The following is a 17,703-nucleotide window of genomic DNA, read 5'->3' on the forward strand; positions in this document are numbered from 1 at the left end:
GTGGCGCTCCCGGTCCGGGCCCGTCGCAGTGCGGTGCACGGGCCTGTTGTGCGCGACACGGTACCGCCAAGCCGGCGCGCGCACCGGACCAGGATGCCCTGTGGACGGGCCGGGCCCGTCAGCCGAGCAGCACGACCTCCACCTCGGTGCCGGGCTCGACGGATTCCACGTCCTCGGGGACGACGATCAGCGCGTCGGCGTGCGCCAGCGCGGCGATCAGGTGGGAGCCCGCGCCGCCGACGGGGGTCACCTCGCCGTCGGTGTACGCGCCACGCAGGAACTGGCGCCGCCCCATGGGCGAGCGGAGCACCTTGTCCGTCTTCAGGGTGGCCCGCGCGCGCGGGCGGTGGAGGTCCCTGAGGCCCATCAGGGCGCGGATGGCGGGGTGGACGAACAGCTCGAAGGAGACGTACGACGACACGGGATTGCCGGGCAGGGCCAGCAGCGGCGTGTGGTCGGGGCCGATGGAACCGAAGCCCTGGGGTTTGCCGGGCTGCATGGCGAGCGTGCGGAACTCGACGCCGCCTCCCGCCTCGTCCTCGTCGCCGACGTACGCCAGCGCCTCCTTGACGACGTCGTACGCGCCGACGCTCACCCCGCCGGTGGTCACCAGCAGATCGGCACGGATGAGCTGGTCCTCGATGGTGGAGCGGAGGGTCTCGGCGTCATCGGCGACGGCGCCCACCCGGTAGGCGATGGCGCCGGCGTCGCGCGCGGCGGCGGTGAGGGCGAAACTGTTGGAGTCGTAGATCTGGCCGGTGGCCAGATCCTCCCCGGGCTGGACGAGTTCGCTGCCCGTGGACAGGACGACCACGCGCGGACGCGGACGCACGCGTACCGTGCCGCGGCCGATCGCGGCGAGCAGCGCGATCTGCGGCGGTCCGAGGATCGTCCCGGCCTTCAGGGCCAGGTCGCCGGCCCGCACGTCGCTGCCCTTGGCGCGCACGTGCGCGCGTGCCTCGGCCGGGCGGTGCACGCGCACCTGCCCCTGTGCGCCCTCGGGGGCCAGGCTGCGCGCCCGCATGCCGCTCACCGGGCCCTCACCGAGCCCGCCGTCGGTCCACTCGACGGGCACGACGGCCTCGGCACCCGGCGGCAGCGGGGCGCCGGTCATGATGCGGGCGGCCTGGCCGGGGCCGACCCGCACCGGGTCCGCCGCGCCCGCCGCGACGTCCCCGACGACCTCCAGGACGGCCGGGAACTCCTCGCCGGCGCCCGCGACGTCCGCGACCCGCACCGCGTACCCGTCCATGGAGCTGTTGTCGAACGGTGGCAGCGACACCGGCACCATGACGTCCTCGACCAGGACGCAGCCCTGGGCATCGAGGAGTTGCAGCTCGATCGGCTCGAGGGGACGGACGGTCGAGAGGATGTCCTCCAGATGCTCGTCCACCGACCACAGGCGGTCCGGGTCGGCAGGGCGGGTCGCGGCGCTGCTCAAGACTGCTGCATCTCCTCGGCTACGTAACTGCGAAGCCAGGTCCGGAAGTCCGGGCCCAGGTCTTCACGTTCGCACGCGAGTCTGACAATGGCACGCAGGTAGTCGCCGCGGTCCCCGGTGTCATACCGGCGGCCCTTGAAGACGACGCCGTGCACCGGGCCGCCGACCTTCTCGTCCTGGGCGAGCTGCTGGAGCGCGTCGGTGAGCTGGATCTCGCCGCCGCGACCGGGTTCGGTCTTGCGCAGTATGTCGAAGATGTGCGGGTCGAGTACGTAACGGCCGATGATCGCGTAGTTCGACGGGGCGTCCGCCGAGTCCGGCTTCTCCACCAGGCCGGTCACCTTCACGACGTCACCGTCGGCGGTGCTCTCCACGGCCGCGCAGCCGTACAGGTGGATCTGCTCGGGCGCGACCTCCATGAGCGCGATCACGCTGCCGCCATGCTGCTCCTGGACCTCGATCATGCGCTGGAGCAGCGGATCGCGGGGATCGATCAGGTCGTCACCGAGGAGGACGGCGAAGGGCTCGTGCCCGACGTGCGGAGCGGCGCACAGCACCGCGTGACCGAGGCCTCTGGGGTCGCCCTGGCGCACGTAGTGCATGGTCGCCAGGTCGCTGGACTCCTGCACCTTCGCGAGCCGCCCGGCGTCGCCCTTCTTCTGCAGGGCCGACTCGAGCTCGTAGTTGCGGTCGAAGTGGTCCTCGAGGGGACGCTTGTTGCGTCCTGTGATCATGAGCACGTCGTCGAGCCCCGCCGACACGGCCTCCTCGACCACGTACTGGATCGCCGGCTTGTCAACGACCGGCAGCATCTCCTTGGGAGTGGCCTTGGTGGCCGGCAGGAACCGGGTGCCTAGGCCTGCTGCGGGAATGACAGCCTTGCTGATCCTGGGGTGCGACTGAGTCATGCCCGCAACCTTATCCGGTGCGTTTGATGGGAATCTGTGGCTCCGGTTGGTCGACCCTTAGAGGACTGCATTGAGAAAGGGGCGGGAACGACCGGTGGAACACGTCGGACGGACGGGCGAGCCTGACAAGCGAAGGGTGCGGCAGGAGTTCCTCGCGGCGAGGAACAGGCTGACGGACGATGACGTCCGCGCGGCGAGCCGCGCGCTGGCGGAGCGCAGCCTGGAGCTGCCCGAGCTGGCGCGTGCTCGCACGGTGGCGGCGTACGTCTCCGTGGGGGGCGAGCCCGGCACGCTCGCGCTGCTGGACGCCCTGCGCGCGCGAGGCGTGCGCGTCCTGCTCCCCGCGCTCCTGCCCGACAACGACCTGGACTGGGGCGAGTACACCGGCCCGGGCTCCCTCGCGCGGGTCCAACACGGGGGGAAGATGGCGCTGTTCGAGCCCTCCGGCTTGCGCCTCGGTCCGGACGCCGTGGCGGACGCGGACGTCGTCCTGCTGCCGGGGCTCGCGGTGGACACACGCGGAATGCGCCTGGGACGCGGCGGAGGCTCGTACGACCGCGTGCTGGCCCGTCTGGAGCACATGGGAGCACGTCCCCGGCTCGTGGTGCTGCTGTACGACACGGAGGTGGTCGCGCACGTCCCGGTGGAGGCGCACGACAAGCCGGTGCACGCGGTGGTGACGCCCTCCGGCACGCGCCGGTTCGCGAGCGCCTGACCGGGCGCAGGGCACGCACCGCGTTCTCCCCGCCCCTACCCGCAAACGGCCCTCCGGCACGCGCCGGTTCGCGAGCGCCTGACCGGGCGCAGGGCACGCACCGCGTTCTCCCCGCCCCTACCCGCAAACGGCCCTCCACGCGCGCGTGGAGGGCCGTTTGCGGTGGCGTACCTCAGCGGCTCAGGGCTCGAGGACGAGCGTGTCGCTCGTGCTCCTGTCGACCGCCTTGTCCGAGAACGACCAGGGCAGCAGCTCGCCCTTGGCCCACTTGCCCGTCTGGTCCGTGTAGTGCGCGTTGTACGCGTGTCCGGAGGCGCCGGTCAGGTTGATCCACTTGGACTTGTCGAGGTCGGCGAGGTTGACGACCATCCGCATGGACGGCACCCAGACGACGTTGTAGCCGCCCGCGGCGTTCCAGCCGCTCGCGTTCACGCTGGCCTCGCCGCCGCTGAGCTTCCAGGGGCCGCGGTTCAGCACGTACTGCAGGACCTTGGGGCCCTCGGTGCCGAGCGTCTGGTTCTTCAGGAACAGGCGGTGCAGCCGGCCCCAGTTCCAGGTGTCGATGTCCTTGCCGAGCTTGGCGGTCAGCTCCCAGCGGGCGTCGATCATGGCGCGGGCGAGGAGCTGGTCGCGGTTGTTCGCGGGGGTGCGGGTGCCCGGCTTGGGCGTCTTCCACCAGTCGCTGTCGGGCTTGTCCATCAGGGTGCGCACGACCTCGAACCAGCGGTCGCCGCCGTCCGGCTGCGCCTGGTCGGCGTCACGCTGGCCGCACTCGCGGACCTTGCCGTCGTCGTCCAGCGGGCCGGTGTTGTCGATCTTGTCGACCCACAGGCACTGTCCCTTGACGCGCAGCTCCTTGGGGAGCTTGTTGCCGAAGGCGAGCTTGAGGATGTTGCGCCAGACGGCGTTGAAGTACGCGGCGGCGGCGGAGTCGGCCTCCTGGGTGTAGTCCCAGCCTTCCAGCAGCTTCTGCGCCTGGCGCACGTCCGGGTCGTCGAGGTTGAGCTTCAGCAGCTTGGGCACGAGGAGCTTGGCGATCTCGCTGCTGTTGTCCAGCTGCATCTGCCGCATGTCCTCGGTGGAGATCTTGCCGCCGTCCTTGATCTTGGACTCGATCAGATCGGTGATGCGCTGGCTGCGGGCGCCGTAGCCCCAGTCGGTGGTGAGTGCGTAGGGGTACTCGTCCTTGTCGACCACGGCCTGGTTGGCGGTGACGATGTAGCCGCGCTCGGGGTCGTACTCGTAGGGCAGCTGGTCCTTCTTGATGAAGCCGGTCCAGCGGTACTTCGAGTCCCAGCCCGGCGCCGGGATGGAGCCGTCGTCCGAGGTGGAGCGCGTGGGGATCTTGCCGGGCAGGGTGTAGCCGATGTGCTGGGTGTCGGCGTAGACGAGGTTCTGCGAGGGCACGTCGAACAGGGCCGCCGCCGCGCGGAAGTCGCTCCAGTTCGCGGCCTTGCCGAGGGCGAACACGGCGTCCATGGAGGTGCCCGGGTCGAGGGCGGTCCACCTCAGGGCGATGCCGTAGCCGTCACCGCGGTCGGGTGCGGCGGTGTTGACGGCCGCCTTCCTGCCCACCTGGACGAGTTCGTCGTCGCGGTCGGACAGCAGCGGCATCCCGTCCTGGGTCTGGCGGACGACGATGGACTTGGACGCGCCGCCGGCGACCTTGATGGTCTCCTCGCGGGTCTTGAACGGCCGGACCTTGCCGTCGTACAGGTAGCCGTTGCCGGTCACCTTCTCCAGGTAAAGGTCGGTGACGTCGACCCCGGAGTTGGTCATGCCCCAGGCGATCTTCGCGTTGTGCCCGATGATCACACCGGGCATACCGGCGAAGGTGTAGCCGGTGACGTCGTACTGGCACTTGTCGGAGACGGTCCGGCAGTGCAGGCCCATCTGGTACCAGACGGAGGGCAGCGACGGCGACAGGTGCGGATCGTTGGCGATCAGGGGTTTCTTGGTGATGGTGTGCTTCCCGGCGACCACCCAGGAGTTGGAGCCGATGCCCTGGCCGTTCACTCCGACGGCCGTGGGGACGTTGTCGAGGACCTTGTAGAGGCCCGCGAGCTGGCTCGTGAGGGCCGGTCCGGTCGTGCCCGGGGTGGAGGAGCCCGTCGTGCCCGTCGTGCCCTGAGAAGCCCCTGTGCCACCGTTCTGCTGGAAGGCCCTGGTCAGCTCGTCGTACCGGCCTTCCTGCACGATCGGCTTGTTGCGGCTGTAGGGGTACCGCGGATACAGGTCCTGGATCTGCTGCGGGCCGAGACGGCTGGTCATCAGGGCGCGGTCGATCTCGTCCTGCATGTTGCCGCGCAGGTCCCAGGCCATGGCCTTCAGCCAGGAGACGGAGTCGACCGGGGTCCACTTCCCCGGCTTGTAGTCGTTGGTGAAGCCCAGGGCCGCGTACTCCAGGGAGATGTCCTCGCCGTCCTTGCCCTGGAGATAGGCGTTGACCCCCTTGGCGTACGCCTGGAGGTACTTCTTCGTGGAGGCCGACAGCTTGGTGTCGTACTCCTCCTTCGCGATCCGGTCCCAGCCGAGGGTGCGCAAGAACTCGTCGTTCTCGACCTGGCCCTTGCCGAACATCTCCGACAGGCGCCCGGAGGTCATGTGACGGCGCACGTCCATCTCGTAGAACCGGTCCTGTGCCTGGACGTAGCCCTGGGCCATGAACAGGTCCTCGTCGGAGGAGGCGTAGATCTGCGGGATTCCGTAGCCGTCCCGCTTCACGTCGACCGGCCCCGACAGGCCGTCGAGCGTGATCGACCCCGTGGTCTGCGGGAAGGAGGCGCGGACGGTGCTGATCGACCAGTACGCCCCGTAGGCGATGCCTCCGATGAGGGCCAGAACCAGCACCAGCACGAGCAATCGGGCTTTGCGCCCCTTCTTCCTGCCGGACTTGACGGACGTGGCACCCGTGGTGGCGGTGTCACCCGTTGTGGCGGTGGTGTTGGGGGGCATCGCTGTCCTTGCTGTCCTAACGCGAGCGGCAGGCGGTACTGGAGTGCTGGAGCAACCATAGGCGCAGGGCTCGATCGCACATGACGCGGAGTCGGGTCCAGGCGCGGACGGACGTTCGATCTTGCCTGGGCAAGCGTCAAGAAAGAGTCAAGAGTTAGTAAGGTAGCGAAGTAACCGGAGAGCTTAGGGGAGGAACCGCCGCTGACTGTTCACCACCTCAACCAGCTCTTGCTCGTCTGCTCGGTCGTCCTGCTCGTCGCTGTCGCGGCCGTCCGGATCTCCTCCCGCAGCGGGCTCCCCAGCCTGCTCGTCTACCTGGGGATCGGCGTCCTCATGGGCCAGGACGGCATCGGCGGCATCCACTTCAACAGCGCCGAAGTGACCCAGGTCATGGGATACGCGGCCCTGGTCGTGATCCTCGCCGAGGGTGGCCTGGGCACGAAGTGGAAGGAGATCCGGCCGGTCCTGTCCTCCGCCTCCGTCCTGGCGACGGTGGGAGTCGCGGTCAGCGTGGGTATCACGGCGGCGGGCGCGCACTACCTGGTCGGGCTGGAGTGGCGGCAGGCGCTCATCATCGGCGCGGTGGTGTCGTCCACGGACGCGGCGGCGGTCTTCTCCGTGCTCCGGAGGATTCCCCTCCCCGCGCGCGTGACGGGCACGCTGGAGGCGGAGTCCGGTTTCAACGACGCCCCGGTGGTCATCCTGGTCGTCGCCTTCTCGATGGCCGGCCCGGTCGAGCACTGGTACGCGCTGCTGGCCGAGATAGCCCTGGAGCTGGGCATCGGCGCGGCCATCGGGCTGGCGGTGGGCTGGTTCGGCTCCTGGGGACTCAGGCACGTGGCCCTGCCCGCCTCGGGCCTCTACCCGATCGCCGTGATGGCCATCGCCGTCACGGCGTACGCCGCCGGCGCCCTGGCGCACGGCAGCGGCTTCCTGGCCGTCTACCTGGCCTCGATGGTGCTCGGCAACGCCAGGCTGCCCCACTGGCCCGCCACGCGCGGCTTCGCCGAGGGGCTCGGCTGGATCGCCCAGATCGGCATGTTCGTCGTGCTCGGCCTGCTGGTCACCCCGCACGAGCTGGGTGACGACGTCTGGCCCGCCCTGCTCATCGGCTTGGTCCTGACGATGGTGGCCCGGCCGCTGAGCGTGGTCCTCAGCCTGGCGCCGTTCCGCGTGCCGTGGCAGGAACAGACCCTGATGTCGTGGGCGGGCCTGCGCGGCGCCGTGCCCATCATCCTGGCGACCATCCCGATGGTGAACGGCGTCGCCGGCAGCCGCCGCATCTTCAACATCGTCTTCGTACTGGTCGTCGTGTACACCCTGGTCCAGGGGCCGACGCTGCCCTGGCTGGCGCGCAAGCTGCGCCTGGGCGAGGAGGGCGAGGCGTCCGACCTGGGCATCGAGTCGGCGCCTCTGGAGCGGCTGCGCGGGCACCTGCTGTCCATCTCGATCCCCCACGGCTCCCGGATGCACGGCGTGGAGGTCAACGAGCTGCGGCTGCCGCCGGGCTCCGCCGTCACCCTCGTCGTGCGCGAAGGAAAATCGTTCGCTCCGCTGCCCACGACAGTGCTGCGGCGGGGGGACGAGCTGCTGGTCGTCGCCACGGACCCGGTCCGCGACGCGGCGGAACGGCGCCTGCGCGCGGTGGCCCACGGCGGCAAGCTGGCAGGGTGGCTGGGTACCGACGGGGCGGGCAGGGGGCGCTGAGCCCGGCGCCCCGGCCGCCGGCCTCTGCTCGCAACCGGGTGGCCAGCGGCCCGGTGTGCGCGTTACGGGGGCGTATCGGGCGATTCACACCAGCGCCAATCACAGGTGAACGGGCCCGGCAGTGCTCGTTTTCACAGGGGCCCCGTCCTTGATCCCTGTAGTATGAAGGCACCCCAGATCGAACCAACTCTGCCTGATGCAGAGCTGGCGCGACCGTATGGCGGCCGGAACGCCCTCCGCAGTGGCACCGGTATCTACCGCAGTTCCGCGCAAGAGGACAGCTCTCGGCGCCCCCGCACGGGCGCGCTACCAGGCCGAAGAAAGGCACGGGCCGTGGCGTCCACGGTCACCACCGAGCCGGCGGAGAACTCGCCGGCGTCGTCCCGCCCGGGATACGGCCAATTGCTGCGCACCCGCGGCGCCTGGACGTTCCTGCTCCCCGGCTTCGCGGCGCGTCAGCCGTTCGCGATGCTCACGATCTCCATCGTGCTGCTTGTGCAGCACACCACCGGTTCGTACGGCGCCGCGGGCGCCGCCGCGGCCGCCACCGGTGTCTCCATGGCGCTGTTCGCGCCGTACAGCGGCCGGCTCGCCGACCGCTACGGCCAGCGCGCCGTGCTGGTCCCCGGCGTCCTGGTGCACACGGTTGCGGGGCTCTCCCTGACGGCGCTCGCGCTGGCGCACGCCCCCCTGTGGGCGCTGTTCCTGGCGGCCGTCCCGACCGGTGCCTCGGTGCCGCAGGTCGGCCCGATGGTGCGTGCGCGCTGGGGCGTGAAGCTGCAGGGCTCGCCCCTGATGACCACCGCGGCGGCGTTCGAGTCGGTCACGGACGAGCTGACGTTCGTCTTCGGCCCGCTGCTGGCGACCGCGCTGAGCACCGCCGTGACACCTGCGGCGGGCCTCGTCACGGAGGCCGCGCTGACCCTCGTCGGCGGCCTGCTGTTCGCCGCGCAGAAGGGCACGCAGCCCCCGGTGAGCGGTGAGAGCGGGCACGCGCGCGTGCAGCACGGCTCCGCCCTGCGCGTCCCGGGCGTGCGCGTGCTGGTCGTGACGTTCCTGGGCATCGGGTCCGTCTTCGGCGGCATGCAGGTGTCGCTGGCGGCGTTCACCGAGTCGATCGGCGAGCCCGGCCTGAACGGCGTCCTGTACGGCGTCTTCGCCGCCGGCAACATGCTCTCGGGCATCGCCTGCGGCGCCATCGCCTGGAAGGCTGCCCCCCAGCGGCGCCTGGTCATCGGCTACACGGCGCTCGCGCTGACCGCGTCCGCCCTGTGGACGGCGCATTCGGTGCTGCTGCTCGCCGGCCTCGGCCTCCTGGTCGGCATGTGCATCGCACCGGCGCTGATCACCGGCTACACGCTGGTCGACGGCCTGGTCCCGGCCGGTGCCCGGACCGAGGCCTTCACCTGGCTGACCGGCGCTGTCGCGCTCGGCCAGGCGGCCGCCGTCACCGTCGCCGGACAGCTGGAGGACCGGCTGTGGGACGGCGCGGGATTCCTGGTGCCCATGGCCGGCACGGTGCTCGCACTGGCGACCCTGGTGGCACTGCGGTCTCTCCTGGTCGTTCAGCGCGGGAACCGTACCGTCGCACGTGGCGTCGGTCACCGCGTGCCGGTCACGGTGGACTGATCCCCGGGAATGCGTCACTATGGACCGTCGTTAGCACTCATTGAGTGAGAGTGCCAGGAGGAAGACAGTGCCGACCTACCAGTACCAGTGCACCGAGTGCGGCGAGGGCCTCGAGGCGGTGCAGAAGTTCACCGACGACGCCCTGACCGAGTGCCCCGGCTGCGGTGGCCGCCTGAAGAAGGTGTTCTCCGCGGTCGGCATCGTCTTCAAGGGCTCCGGCTTCTACCGCAACGACTCGCGCGGTTCCACGTCGAGCAGCAGCCCCGCCTCGAAGTCGAGCTCGTCGTCGGACACGAAGCCGTCGTCGGACACGAAGCCGTCGTCGACGACGTCCTCGTCGGCGTCCTCGTCCAGCTCCACCAGCAGCTCCGCCGCCTGAGGTCTCTCACCCGGGACCCTGCCGTCGTAGGACGGCAGGGTCCTCGGTATGTCCCGCACCGGCTCCCCCGCGCCCTCGCGGCCAGCTAATGTGCTGGTCATGGCGAACGCAGAGATCGGCGTAATCGGCGGCTCGGGCTTCTACTCGTTCCTCGACGACGTGACCGAGGTCGAGGTGGACACTCCCTACGGGTCGCCCAGTGACTCCCTCTTCCTCGGTGAGATCGCCGGCCGGCGGGTCGCCTTCCTGCCCCGGCACGGCCGCGGCCACCATCTGCCGCCGCACCGCATCAACTACCGCGCCAACCTGTGGGCCCTGCGCTCGGTCGGAGTCCGCCAGGTCCTCGGGCCGTGCGCGGTGGGCGGGCTGCGGCCCGAGTACGGCCCCGGCACGCTACTGGTACCCGACCAGCTGGTCGACCGTACGAAGTCCAGGGTGCAGACGTACTTCGACGGGCTGCCGCTGCCCGACGGCACCGTGCCGAACGTCGTGCACGTATCCGTGGCCGACCCCTACTGCCCCGCGGGGCGGGCCGCCGCGTTGAAGGCGGCGCGCGGGCGGGCCTGGGAACCGGTGGACGGCGGCACGCTGGTCGTCGTCGAGGGGCCGCGCTTCTCGACCCGTGCCGAATCGTTGTGGCACCAGGCGCAGGGCTGGTCGGTCGTGGGCATGACCGGCCACCCAGAGGCGGCGCTCGCCCGGGAGCTGGAGCTGTGCTACACGTCGCTGGCCCTGGTCACCGACCTGGACGCGGGCGCCGAGACCGGCGAGGGCGTCTCCCACGAGGAGGTGCTGCGCGTGTTCGCGGCCAACGTGGACCGGATGCGCGGAGTGCTGTTCGACGCGGTGGCGGCACTGCCGGAGAACGGGGCGCGGGACTGCCTGTGCGTGAACGCGCTCGGCGGTATGGACCCGGGGTTCGCGCTGCCGTAGCCCACCTGGGGACGGCCCCGGGATTCCCCCTTCGGGTGAGCGAGTTGTCCACAATCCTTCCGTGGTCCACCGGCTCCGACGGGACCGGGCGCAAGGCGTCATCGTGGCATCGCAAGCCGAATTCCTCGTCGCAGGCGGTGATTCCCATGCCTTCACCCTCGTCGTCCCCGACCCCTCACTCCCTTTGTTCCCCTTCTTCTGTTTCTCCTCTTTCTCCCCTTTCTCCGCCTTCTCGCCCGCCCGCCCGTTCCCCGTTCCCGCCTCCCCTCCGTCTTCCGCGGCCGCTGGGCACGGATGCCCCCGCGACGTGCGAGGTAGCGCAGTTCCCTCCAGTACGTGTGCGCGGCGGCCGGTATCAGCTGCAACGGCTCGTACGGCAGCGCAGGCGGGCCATCGCGGCCGGCCTCGCGGTGACGGCCGCCGCGCTGGTGGCCGCGGGACCGCGAACCGCGACGGAACCCCACCGGGCGGAGCGGGCCCGCGGGCGCCCGGTCGCGGGCCCCGTGCACCGGCCCACCGCGGTGGACGTGGTGACGGCGCCGGTGCGGATCGCCGACGCCGCCACGGTCCGGCTCCTGCGGGCCGGTGACCGCGTCGACGTCATCGCCGCGGAGGATCCGTCGGCCGGGGGCGGAGCGCGGGTGCTCGCGCGCGGCGTGCGGGTGACGAAGCTGCCGGAGCCTTTGGAAGGCGCTGCCGAGAGCGGGGCATTGGTCGTACTGTCCGTGCCGCGCGCCACCGCGGCACGACTGGTCGGCGCGAGCGCCACGGCGCGACTGGCGGTGACGCTGTGCTGAACCGGCTCCTGAATTTCCTCGGCCGCTTGCTGTCAAGGCCCTCGATCAAGTCACGGGACTGGACACAGTGGCCGTACCGTGCCGTAGGTTGCGGAGCGTTTGGTTCCACACCCTGTGCATGCGAGGAGAGTCCCCGAGGTGAGCGCGAAGAGGGAACCGAGTGTCTGGGAGGGCTTCAAGGCCTTCCTGATGCGCGGCAACGTCGTCGATCTGGCAGTCGCGGTGGTCATCGGCGCGGCCTTCACGAACATCGTCAACTCGTTGGTGAAGGGGATCATCAACCCGCTGGTCGGCGCGATCGGCACGCAGAACCTGGACAACTACAGCTCGTGCCTGAAGGCCCCGTGCCGGGTGGGCGCGGACGGCTCGGTCAAGAGCGGAGTGCCGATCCTGTGGGGCTCCGTCCTCGGTGCGACGCTCACCTTCGTGATCACCGCGGCGGTGGTGTACTTCCTGATGGTTCTGCCGATGTCGAAGTACCTGGCCCGGCAGGCGGCCCGCAAGTCGGCGCGGGAGGGCAGCAAGGAGGTCATGGAGGTGACCGAGCTGGAGGTCCTCAAGGAGATACGCGACGCGCTGGTCGCGCAGCGGGGATCGGGGCACGTCGAGCGCTAGAGGGCCTGTCCGGCGGATCGTGCCGGACAGGCCCCTGGTCCCGGGAGGGCTCAGCGCTTGAGCGTGAAGGTGAAGTCGCCGGAGATCTTGCCGCTCAGCCGGTCTGCCGAAACGAGATTCCCCTCCGTGATCAGTCTCTCGACGCCGGCCCGCGGGAGACCGCAACCTTCAGCGATCAGTCGCACCGGCCGGACAGGGATCCGCGCCGCAAAGCGGACCAAGACGTCGATCACCTCGCGGTCCAGGTGATCCGGTCCGCCGGTGTCGAGGCGCCAGGCGTTGTCCCAGTCGAGGGCGATGCGATTACGACGCCGCACGACCGGATCCTGGAGCAGTTCGGCTGTCAGGCCAGGGTCGTTGTCATGCAGCCGGTCCAGCAGCTCAGGTCGTACGGAGCGCACATGCATCCGCTCCAGGACCGTGAGCTTTGCGGTTTCCCCGCAAGCGGTGCAGAGCACCAGGAGCCAGGCGTCGAGGAGCTTGTGGTTTGCGTTGACACGGAATTTGCCGCTCGCCTGGAAGCGCTCGCACGCGCATGCGTGGCAACGGCGGAGGACGAGCGGCAGGCAGGTGGGAGCGACCACCCAGTTTTTGAGCACAGGAGTACACCGGTTTCAGTGAGAAGTCCGCAGCAAAAAGCAGCGCGGCGCGCAGGCGCGACGCGCGACGAATCAGCGCTCGGGAGGTCTCACACGGTGTACAACGGCACGTCCTTGCCCAGACGACTTGGTCGGCAGCACGGTAACGGCGCACAGCGGCGCTGCTCCACTGGTTTTCGCGCGCCTCACCGCCAGGGGCGCTGCTGCGGTGACCGTGCCATGGAAGACATAGGACTCGTTTGTCGTGACACGTCGCGACAGCGGCGGCGGCGCTCCACCGGCCCGGGGTGACCGGCAGGGCCTGGGACGGCAGCCTCCCTCACCAGCGAGGTGGATCTTGCGGGTCAGACCGCCCCGTGACCGCCCGAGTCCCTCATCGGGGCGGTGGTGCCGGGACGTCGTTCGATGCCGTTCACAGACGGTCTTCAGGATCCGCAGCGTTCCGGCAGGTCACGCCACGGGACACCGGCACGGACCCGGAACAGGATTCCGTTGATCACTGTGCGGGGGCCGCTCCACCGGGGCGCCCGCCCGACGACGGTCGATGCGGCTCGAGCGGCGACCACTCGCGGTTCGTCACATCCCCCCGACCCATGCCCGAACCAACGAGCGGCCGGTCGGAAGGTCATCCGCCGGACAGTGCCCTGCGGACGGCTCACAGGTGGTGGGGCGGCTTCTCGTCGAGGAAGCGCTTTAGGTCGGCGGCGCTGCCGCCGACCGGGCGCTCGCCCCATCCGCGATCGGTGTCGTCCGAGGACTGCTGGTCCAGTGGGTCGTCGAAGACCAGCGCGGGCTTCGGATCGCGCGGCTCGGATTCCGGGGCGGTGCTCATGCCACAAGGGTACGGCCCCGCTCCAGGCGGATCGGCGGTCTGCTCCAGGGCGGTCTGCCCGGCGGCGAGGCTGGGGTGTGCCGCACCCTCCTGGGCGACGGGGCGGTGCTCGCGGCGGGGCTCGTGTCCTCGGCCGCCGTGGCGACCTGGTCGGTGCGGACCGCCCGCACAGCCGGCCGGGACCGCGAGGCGAACGCCACCGCGCCGGCCGGCTGAGCCGTAGGAGGCGTCGCGGATTGGGAAGACTGGCGCCCATGACAGTTGACGCATTGACGGACGTCGCCGGGCTGCGGGTGGGGCACGCCACCCGCAGCGGGGACGGTTGGCTCACCGGCACCACGGTCGTCCTCGCTCCCGAGGGCGGTGCCGTCGCCGCCGTGGACGTGCGCGGCGGCGGACCGGGCACCAAGGAGACCGACGCGCTCGACCCGCGGAACGTGGTGCGGACGGTCGACGCGGTCGTGCTGACCGGCGGCAGCGCGTACGGACTCGACGCCGCGTCCGGCGTGATGGCCTGGCTGGAGGAGCGGGGGCGGGGAGTGCCGGTGGGGACGAACCCGGCCCACGTCGTGCCGGTCGTGCCCGCCGCGTGCCTCTTCGACCTGGGGCGCGGGGGGAACTTCCGCGCGCGGCCGGACGCTGCGACGGGGCGCGCGGCGGTGGAGGCCGCCGCGGCGACCGTGCCGGGCGCCCGGGTGCCCGAAGGGGGCGTGGGTGCGGGCACGGGCGCCGTGGCGGGAGGGCTCAAGGGCGGGGTGGGCACCGCGAGCACGGTGCTCGACTCGGGGATCACCGTGGCCGCGCTGGTGGTCGCGAACGCCGCGGGATCGGTGGTGGACCCCGGAAGCGGGGCGCTGTACGGGGAGTTGTTCGACGGGCGGGTGGAGTATCCGGAGGAGCGCGTGCACGAGGCCGCGCGTCGCCGGCTCGCCGAGGTCGCCGCCGGCAACGCGCCGCCGCCGCTCAACACGACGCTGGCGGTGGTGGCGACCGATGCGGACCTCTCCAGGGCGCAGGCGCAGAAGCTGGCGGGCACGGCGCACGACGGCATCGCGCGCGCCGTACGGCCCGTGCACCTCCTGCACGACGGGGACACGGTGTTCGCGCTGGCGACCGGCACGCACCCGCTCGACCCGCATCCCTTGGCGCTCAACGGCATCCTCGTCGCCGGCGCGGATCTCGTGACGCGCGCGATCGTACGGGCCGTGCGCGCCGCCGAGTCGGTCGAAGGGCCGGGAGGGGTGTGGCTGTCGTACGGGGAGTTGTACGGCAAGGGATAGGGGTCGTGGGGGAGGTTCCAGGCCCGGGACCGAGGGCCGGGCGGCACGACGGCACGCGGGTGGCAGGGCGCCGGGGGACGGTGACGCGCGCCCGCGGCGCACCTCCTCGCGTGCGCCCCGACCGCATCCCCTCACGACAGGCGCCCCTGACTACACGTGACGGCCCGGCTCGCGCGCCGGGACAGCCGCACGCCCGCACCTTTCGCCCCGCACGCCGCCAGCCCGGCACCCACCCGCCCGTGTGACGGTCAACGGGGCGCGGCTCGCGCAAGGTTGCAGGACGGCGCGCGAAGGGAGCCGGGCGCGGGCTCTGACGGGCGTGCATTGTCGCGGTTCTGTCACGTGTCGGCGTTGACGGGCGACGGACGGAACCTTGCCGGGCGCCGGTGCCCTCTTTCTTCACGCACTGGAACGGACCACGCACATCACACGAACCTGGAGCAGCCCGTGACAACGCCGGACATTGCAGCGCGGCGCGCACTGGTGGCCTGTGCCGCCCTGATGGTCGGCGCCCTCACCCTGACCGCTTGCGGCGGCAGCGCCAACGCCGATGGCAAGGGCGGCAAGGACTCCCCCAAGACGTCGACGGCGAAGATCGTGATCTCGGCCAAGGACGGTTCGACGGGCGCGTCCATCAACGCGACCGGCGTGAAGGTCAGCGACGGCAAGCTGACCGACGTGAAAATGACCGTGGCGGGGTCGGGGCAGGCCGTGCCGGGGGCGATATCGGCGGACGGCAGCAGCTGGAAGCCGAAGCAGCAGCTCGAGCGCGGGACGAAGTACGAGATAGACGCGACCGCCAAGGACGCCGCCGGCCGTACGGCGGCGGCCAACTCCATCTTCACGACCCTCACCACGGCCAACAGCTTCATCGGCACCTATACGCCGGACAACGGCACGACGGTCGGCGTCGGCATGCCGGTCTCGTTCACCTTCGACAAGTCCATCACCGACAAGAAGACGGTGCAGTCGCACATCACGGTCAACTCCAGCAGTGGCCAGCAGGTGGTCGGGCACTGGTTCGGGGACCGGCGGCTGGACTTCCGGCCGCAGGAGTACTGGAAGGCCGGCGCCAAGGTCACGATGAAGATCGACCTGGACGGGGTCCAGGGCGCTAAGGGCGTCTACGGCGTGCAGAAGAAGACCGTCTCCTTCACCATCGGGCGGTCGCAGGTCTCCACGGTCGACGTCGGCACGCAGACGATGACGGTGGTGCGGGACGGCAGGACGGTCAAGTCGGTGCCGATCTCCGCGGGCAGCCCGCAGCACACCACGTACAACGGGCAGATGGTGATCTCCGAGAAGTTCGTGCAGACCCGGATGAACGGCTCGACGGTCGGTTTCGGCGGTGAGTACGACATCTCGGACGTGCCGCACGCGATGCGGCTGACGTCGTCGGGCACGTTCATCCACGGCAACTACTGGTACAACAAGGGCAACCCGCCCTTCGGGCGTGAGGGCACCAGCCACGGCTGTGTCGGCCTCGCGGACGTGCAGGGGGCGCAGGGTGCCACGTCGGCCAAGTGGTTCTTCGACAACTCGCTCCTCGGCGACGTCGTGGTGGTGAAGAACTCCCCCGACTCGACGGTGGCACCGGACAACGGCCTCAACGGCTGGAACATGTCCTGGAGCGCCTGGACCGCGGGGAGCGCCGTCTGACCGGCGCCTTTTGACCGGATGGCGGACCGCGCGGAAACTTTTCGCGCGGCCCGCGCGTTTTTCCGGCGTACGTTTTCTCGGTTCCCCGGACATGACGCCCGACCGAGGGGCTACGGTATGCACCCACAAGGTGACATGCAGCAACGCCGGGAGATGTCTTGAGCGTTCCGTACGAGACCGCAGCGTACGAACCAGCCGAGTCGCCCGAGTCTCCGGAGGAGCATCTCGCGCGACTCCTCGGCCGTGCCCTGAACTCCTTCGAGCTGCCCGACGAAGTGTTACGGCAGCTCGACTGCCCGCTGGCGCACGACAGTTCGCTGCACTCCGCGCACCACAGCGCGGGGCTGCACCGTGAAATCTACCGGCACACCTGGCTGCTCGCCGACGGTTCGGCGGTCACGCTGTGGGAGCTGGCGCACAACCCCACACCGGGCGGCGCCCCGGAGCATGAGGTGTATGTCGACCAGGAGGAGCTGCAGGCCGCCACGGCGCGACTCGGAATGCCCGTGGACACGCCGGACTTCGAGGTGCCCGCGCTGATACGGCTGTGGGCGATTCCCGAGCCCCGGCACGTGTTCGCCTCCGATGATTCGGCGGACCACGCGCGCCGGCTCCTGCGCCGCGCGGAGAACCCCGACCGGCCCGGACCGGAGACGGCGGCGCTGCTGGCGACGGCGACCGCACACGAGATCACGCAGGCGTTCGGGCGGCCGGGGCGGGCCGGACGCGCGGGGCTGAGCTACGCGCTGTACGAGCACGCGTTCCTGCTGCCGGACGGCAGTGAGGTGTCTCTGTGGGAGGTCGAGCACACGGCGACCCCCGACGGACGGCACATGTGCGAGGTGTACATGTCCGAGGACGCGGCCCGGGATGCCATGGAGCGGCGCGCGGCACGGCAGGGGTAGCGCGGGCGTACCCCGCGCCCCCGGCCCGAGGAGCGCTGCGGGGCGCCGCGGGCGCCGTCAGCCGTCAGCCAGTTGCCGCACGAGGCCCGCGAACGCGTCGTGTTCCGCGGGGGTCAGTTCGACGGACTCCAGCGGGGGACCGACCCGGCGCTGGCGCGGCAGGGCCGGCAGGGGCGCTGCGGGGCGCCGGGCGGGGGCCCGGAGGCCGGTGCGGCGCAGCAGACGCCACAGGACGACGGCCCAGGCGACGGCCGCCACAGCGAGGACGGCCACGCCGATCAGCTGGAGAGTGGGGACGGGCTCAGGCATGCGCCCCAGTACACACCACAGTCCGGGACTTTGGCCCCGG

17 protein-coding genes and 1 pseudogene are annotated in these 17,703 nt (G+C 70.9%); 11 read left to right on the forward strand and 7 right to left on the reverse strand.

What is annotated here, in order from left to right:
• Positions 1-118: 118 nt before the first annotated feature.
• Both glp and galU read right to left on the reverse strand, forming a co-directional pair.
• Positions 119-1,441, reverse strand: coding sequence for a gephyrin-like molybdotransferase Glp (gene glp / locus ABZ079_RS02960; protein ID WP_356937598.1), 1,323 nt, complete (start codon positions 1,439-1,441; stop codon positions 119-121).
• A complete protein-coding gene (galU, locus tag ABZ079_RS02965) occupies positions 1,438-2,349 on the reverse strand; it encodes a UTP--glucose-1-phosphate uridylyltransferase GalU (protein ID WP_356937599.1) in 912 nt (303 codons plus the stop codon). Before galU ends, glp begins: the two co-directional genes overlap by 4 nt.
• Before the next feature lie 94 nt (positions 2,350-2,443).
• Here galU and ABZ079_RS02970 point away from each other — a divergent pair, with 94 nt between their 5' ends.
• The gene (locus ABZ079_RS02970; protein WP_356937600.1) at positions 2,444-3,064 is read left to right on the forward strand and encodes a 5-formyltetrahydrofolate cyclo-ligase; all 621 of its coding nucleotides are present in this window, start codon (positions 2,444-2,446) and stop codon (positions 3,062-3,064) included.
• A gap of 180 nt (positions 3,065-3,244) precedes the next feature.
• Here ABZ079_RS02970 and ABZ079_RS02975 read toward each other — a convergent pair whose 3' ends face one another.
• A complete protein-coding gene (locus tag ABZ079_RS02975; RefSeq protein WP_356937601.1) occupies positions 3,245-6,019 on the reverse strand; it encodes a penicillin acylase family protein in 2,775 nt (924 codons plus the stop codon).
• A gap of 201 nt (positions 6,020-6,220) precedes the next feature.
• Here ABZ079_RS02975 and ABZ079_RS02980 point away from each other — a divergent pair, with 201 nt between their 5' ends.
• The 6 genes from ABZ079_RS02980 (at position 6,221) to mscL (ending at position 12,079) form a co-directional block, all read left to right on the forward strand.
• On the forward strand, positions 6,221-7,726 hold the full coding sequence (locus tag ABZ079_RS02980; protein WP_356937659.1) for a potassium/proton antiporter: 1,506 nt from the start codon (positions 6,221-6,223) through the stop codon (positions 7,724-7,726).
• Between the two features lie 333 nt (positions 7,727-8,059).
• A complete protein-coding gene (locus ABZ079_RS02985; RefSeq protein ID WP_356937602.1) occupies positions 8,060-9,355 on the forward strand; it encodes an MFS transporter in 1,296 nt (431 codons plus the stop codon).
• Between the two features lie 67 nt (positions 9,356-9,422).
• Entirely contained in the window at positions 9,423-9,734 is a 312-nt protein-coding gene (locus ABZ079_RS02990; RefSeq protein WP_356937603.1) for an FmdB family zinc ribbon protein, read from the forward strand.
• 99 nt (positions 9,735-9,833) lie between these two features.
• A complete protein-coding gene (locus ABZ079_RS02995) occupies positions 9,834-10,667 on the forward strand; it encodes an S-methyl-5'-thioadenosine phosphorylase (RefSeq protein ID WP_356937604.1) in 834 nt (277 codons plus the stop codon).
• A gap of 146 nt (positions 10,668-10,813) precedes the next feature.
• Positions 10,814-11,464, forward strand: a complete 651-nt coding sequence (locus tag ABZ079_RS03000; RefSeq protein WP_356937605.1) for a hypothetical protein — start codon at positions 10,814-10,816, stop codon at positions 11,462-11,464.
• Positions 11,465-11,602: 138 nt separating this feature from the next.
• Positions 11,603-12,079, forward strand: a complete 477-nt coding sequence (gene mscL / locus ABZ079_RS03005; RefSeq protein WP_356937606.1) for a large conductance mechanosensitive channel protein MscL — start codon at positions 11,603-11,605, stop codon at positions 12,077-12,079.
• Between the two features lie 50 nt (positions 12,080-12,129).
• Here the strand turns inward: mscL and ABZ079_RS03010 are convergent, their stop codons facing one another.
• From ABZ079_RS03010 to ABZ079_RS03020, 3 genes and pseudogenes are all read right to left on the reverse strand, one after another.
• Entirely contained in the window at positions 12,130-12,678 is a 549-nt protein-coding gene (locus ABZ079_RS03010) for a DUF1062 domain-containing protein (protein ID WP_356937607.1), read from the reverse strand.
• A 274-nt stretch (positions 12,679-12,952) separates the two neighbouring features.
• Positions 12,953-13,273 (reverse strand): annotated as a pseudogene (locus tag ABZ079_RS03015) (transposase); the annotation flags it as partial.
• A gap of 60 nt (positions 13,274-13,333) precedes the next feature.
• Positions 13,334-13,510: a hypothetical protein gene (locus ABZ079_RS03020; protein WP_356937608.1), complete on the reverse strand. Its 177-nt coding sequence runs from the start codon at positions 13,508-13,510 to the stop codon at positions 13,334-13,336.
• Between the two features lie 75 nt (positions 13,511-13,585).
• On the opposite strand from ABZ079_RS03020, the gene ABZ079_RS03025 reads away from it, so the two are divergent.
• From ABZ079_RS03025 to ABZ079_RS03040, 4 genes are all read left to right on the forward strand, one after another.
• Complete coding sequence (locus ABZ079_RS03025; RefSeq protein ID WP_356937609.1) at positions 13,586-13,726, forward strand: hypothetical protein; 141 nt, start codon at positions 13,586-13,588, stop codon at positions 13,724-13,726.
• A gap of 38 nt (positions 13,727-13,764) precedes the next feature.
• Complete coding sequence (locus ABZ079_RS03030) at positions 13,765-14,790, forward strand: P1 family peptidase (protein ID WP_356937610.1); 1,026 nt, start codon at positions 13,765-13,767, stop codon at positions 14,788-14,790.
• Positions 14,791-15,237: 447 nt separating this feature from the next.
• Positions 15,238-16,449 carry an Ig-like domain-containing protein gene (locus tag ABZ079_RS03035; protein WP_356937611.1) on the forward strand — a complete coding sequence of 404 codons (1,212 nt, stop codon included), beginning with the start codon at positions 15,238-15,240 and terminating at the stop codon, positions 16,447-16,449.
• A 158-nt stretch (positions 16,450-16,607) separates the two neighbouring features.
• Positions 16,608-17,354: a DUF6227 family protein gene (locus ABZ079_RS03040; protein ID WP_356937612.1), complete on the forward strand. Its 747-nt coding sequence runs from the start codon at positions 16,608-16,610 to the stop codon at positions 17,352-17,354.
• Between the two features lie 57 nt (positions 17,355-17,411).
• Here the strand turns inward: ABZ079_RS03040 and ABZ079_RS03045 are convergent, their stop codons facing one another.
• On the reverse strand, positions 17,412-17,663 hold the full coding sequence (locus ABZ079_RS03045) for a hypothetical protein (RefSeq protein WP_356937613.1): 252 nt from the start codon (positions 17,661-17,663) through the stop codon (positions 17,412-17,414).
• Positions 17,664-17,703: the final 40 nt, after the last annotated feature.

The organism is Streptomyces sp. NPDC006314 (genome assembly GCF_040613075.1).
GTDB lineage: Bacteria > Actinomycetota > Actinomycetes > Streptomycetales > Streptomycetaceae > Streptomyces.

Bases quoted from the DNA above. Each gene is read 5' to 3' on its own strand.
- ABZ079_RS03020 (WP_356937608.1), bottom strand. From the start codon at position 13,510: ATGAGCACCGCCCCGGAATCCGAGCCGCGCGATCCGAAGCCCGCGCTG.
- ABZ079_RS02975 (WP_356937601.1), bottom strand. From the start codon at position 6,019: ATGCCCCCCAACACCACCGCCACAACGGGTGACACCGCCACCACGGGT.
- ABZ079_RS03000 (WP_356937605.1), top strand. From the start codon at position 10,814: ATGCCTTCACCCTCGTCGTCCCCGACCCCTCACTCCCTTTGTTCCCCT.
- ABZ079_RS03030 (WP_356937610.1), top strand. From the start codon at position 13,765: ATGACAGTTGACGCATTGACGGACGTCGCCGGGCTGCGGGTGGGGCAC.
- galU (WP_356937599.1), bottom strand. From the start codon at position 2,349: ATGACTCAGTCGCACCCCAGGATCAGCAAGGCTGTCATTCCCGCAGCA.
- ABZ079_RS03045 (WP_356937613.1), bottom strand. From the start codon at position 17,663: ATGCCTGAGCCCGTCCCCACTCTCCAGCTGATCGGCGTGGCCGTCCTC.
- ABZ079_RS02995 (WP_356937604.1), top strand. From the start codon at position 9,834: ATGGCGAACGCAGAGATCGGCGTAATCGGCGGCTCGGGCTTCTACTCG.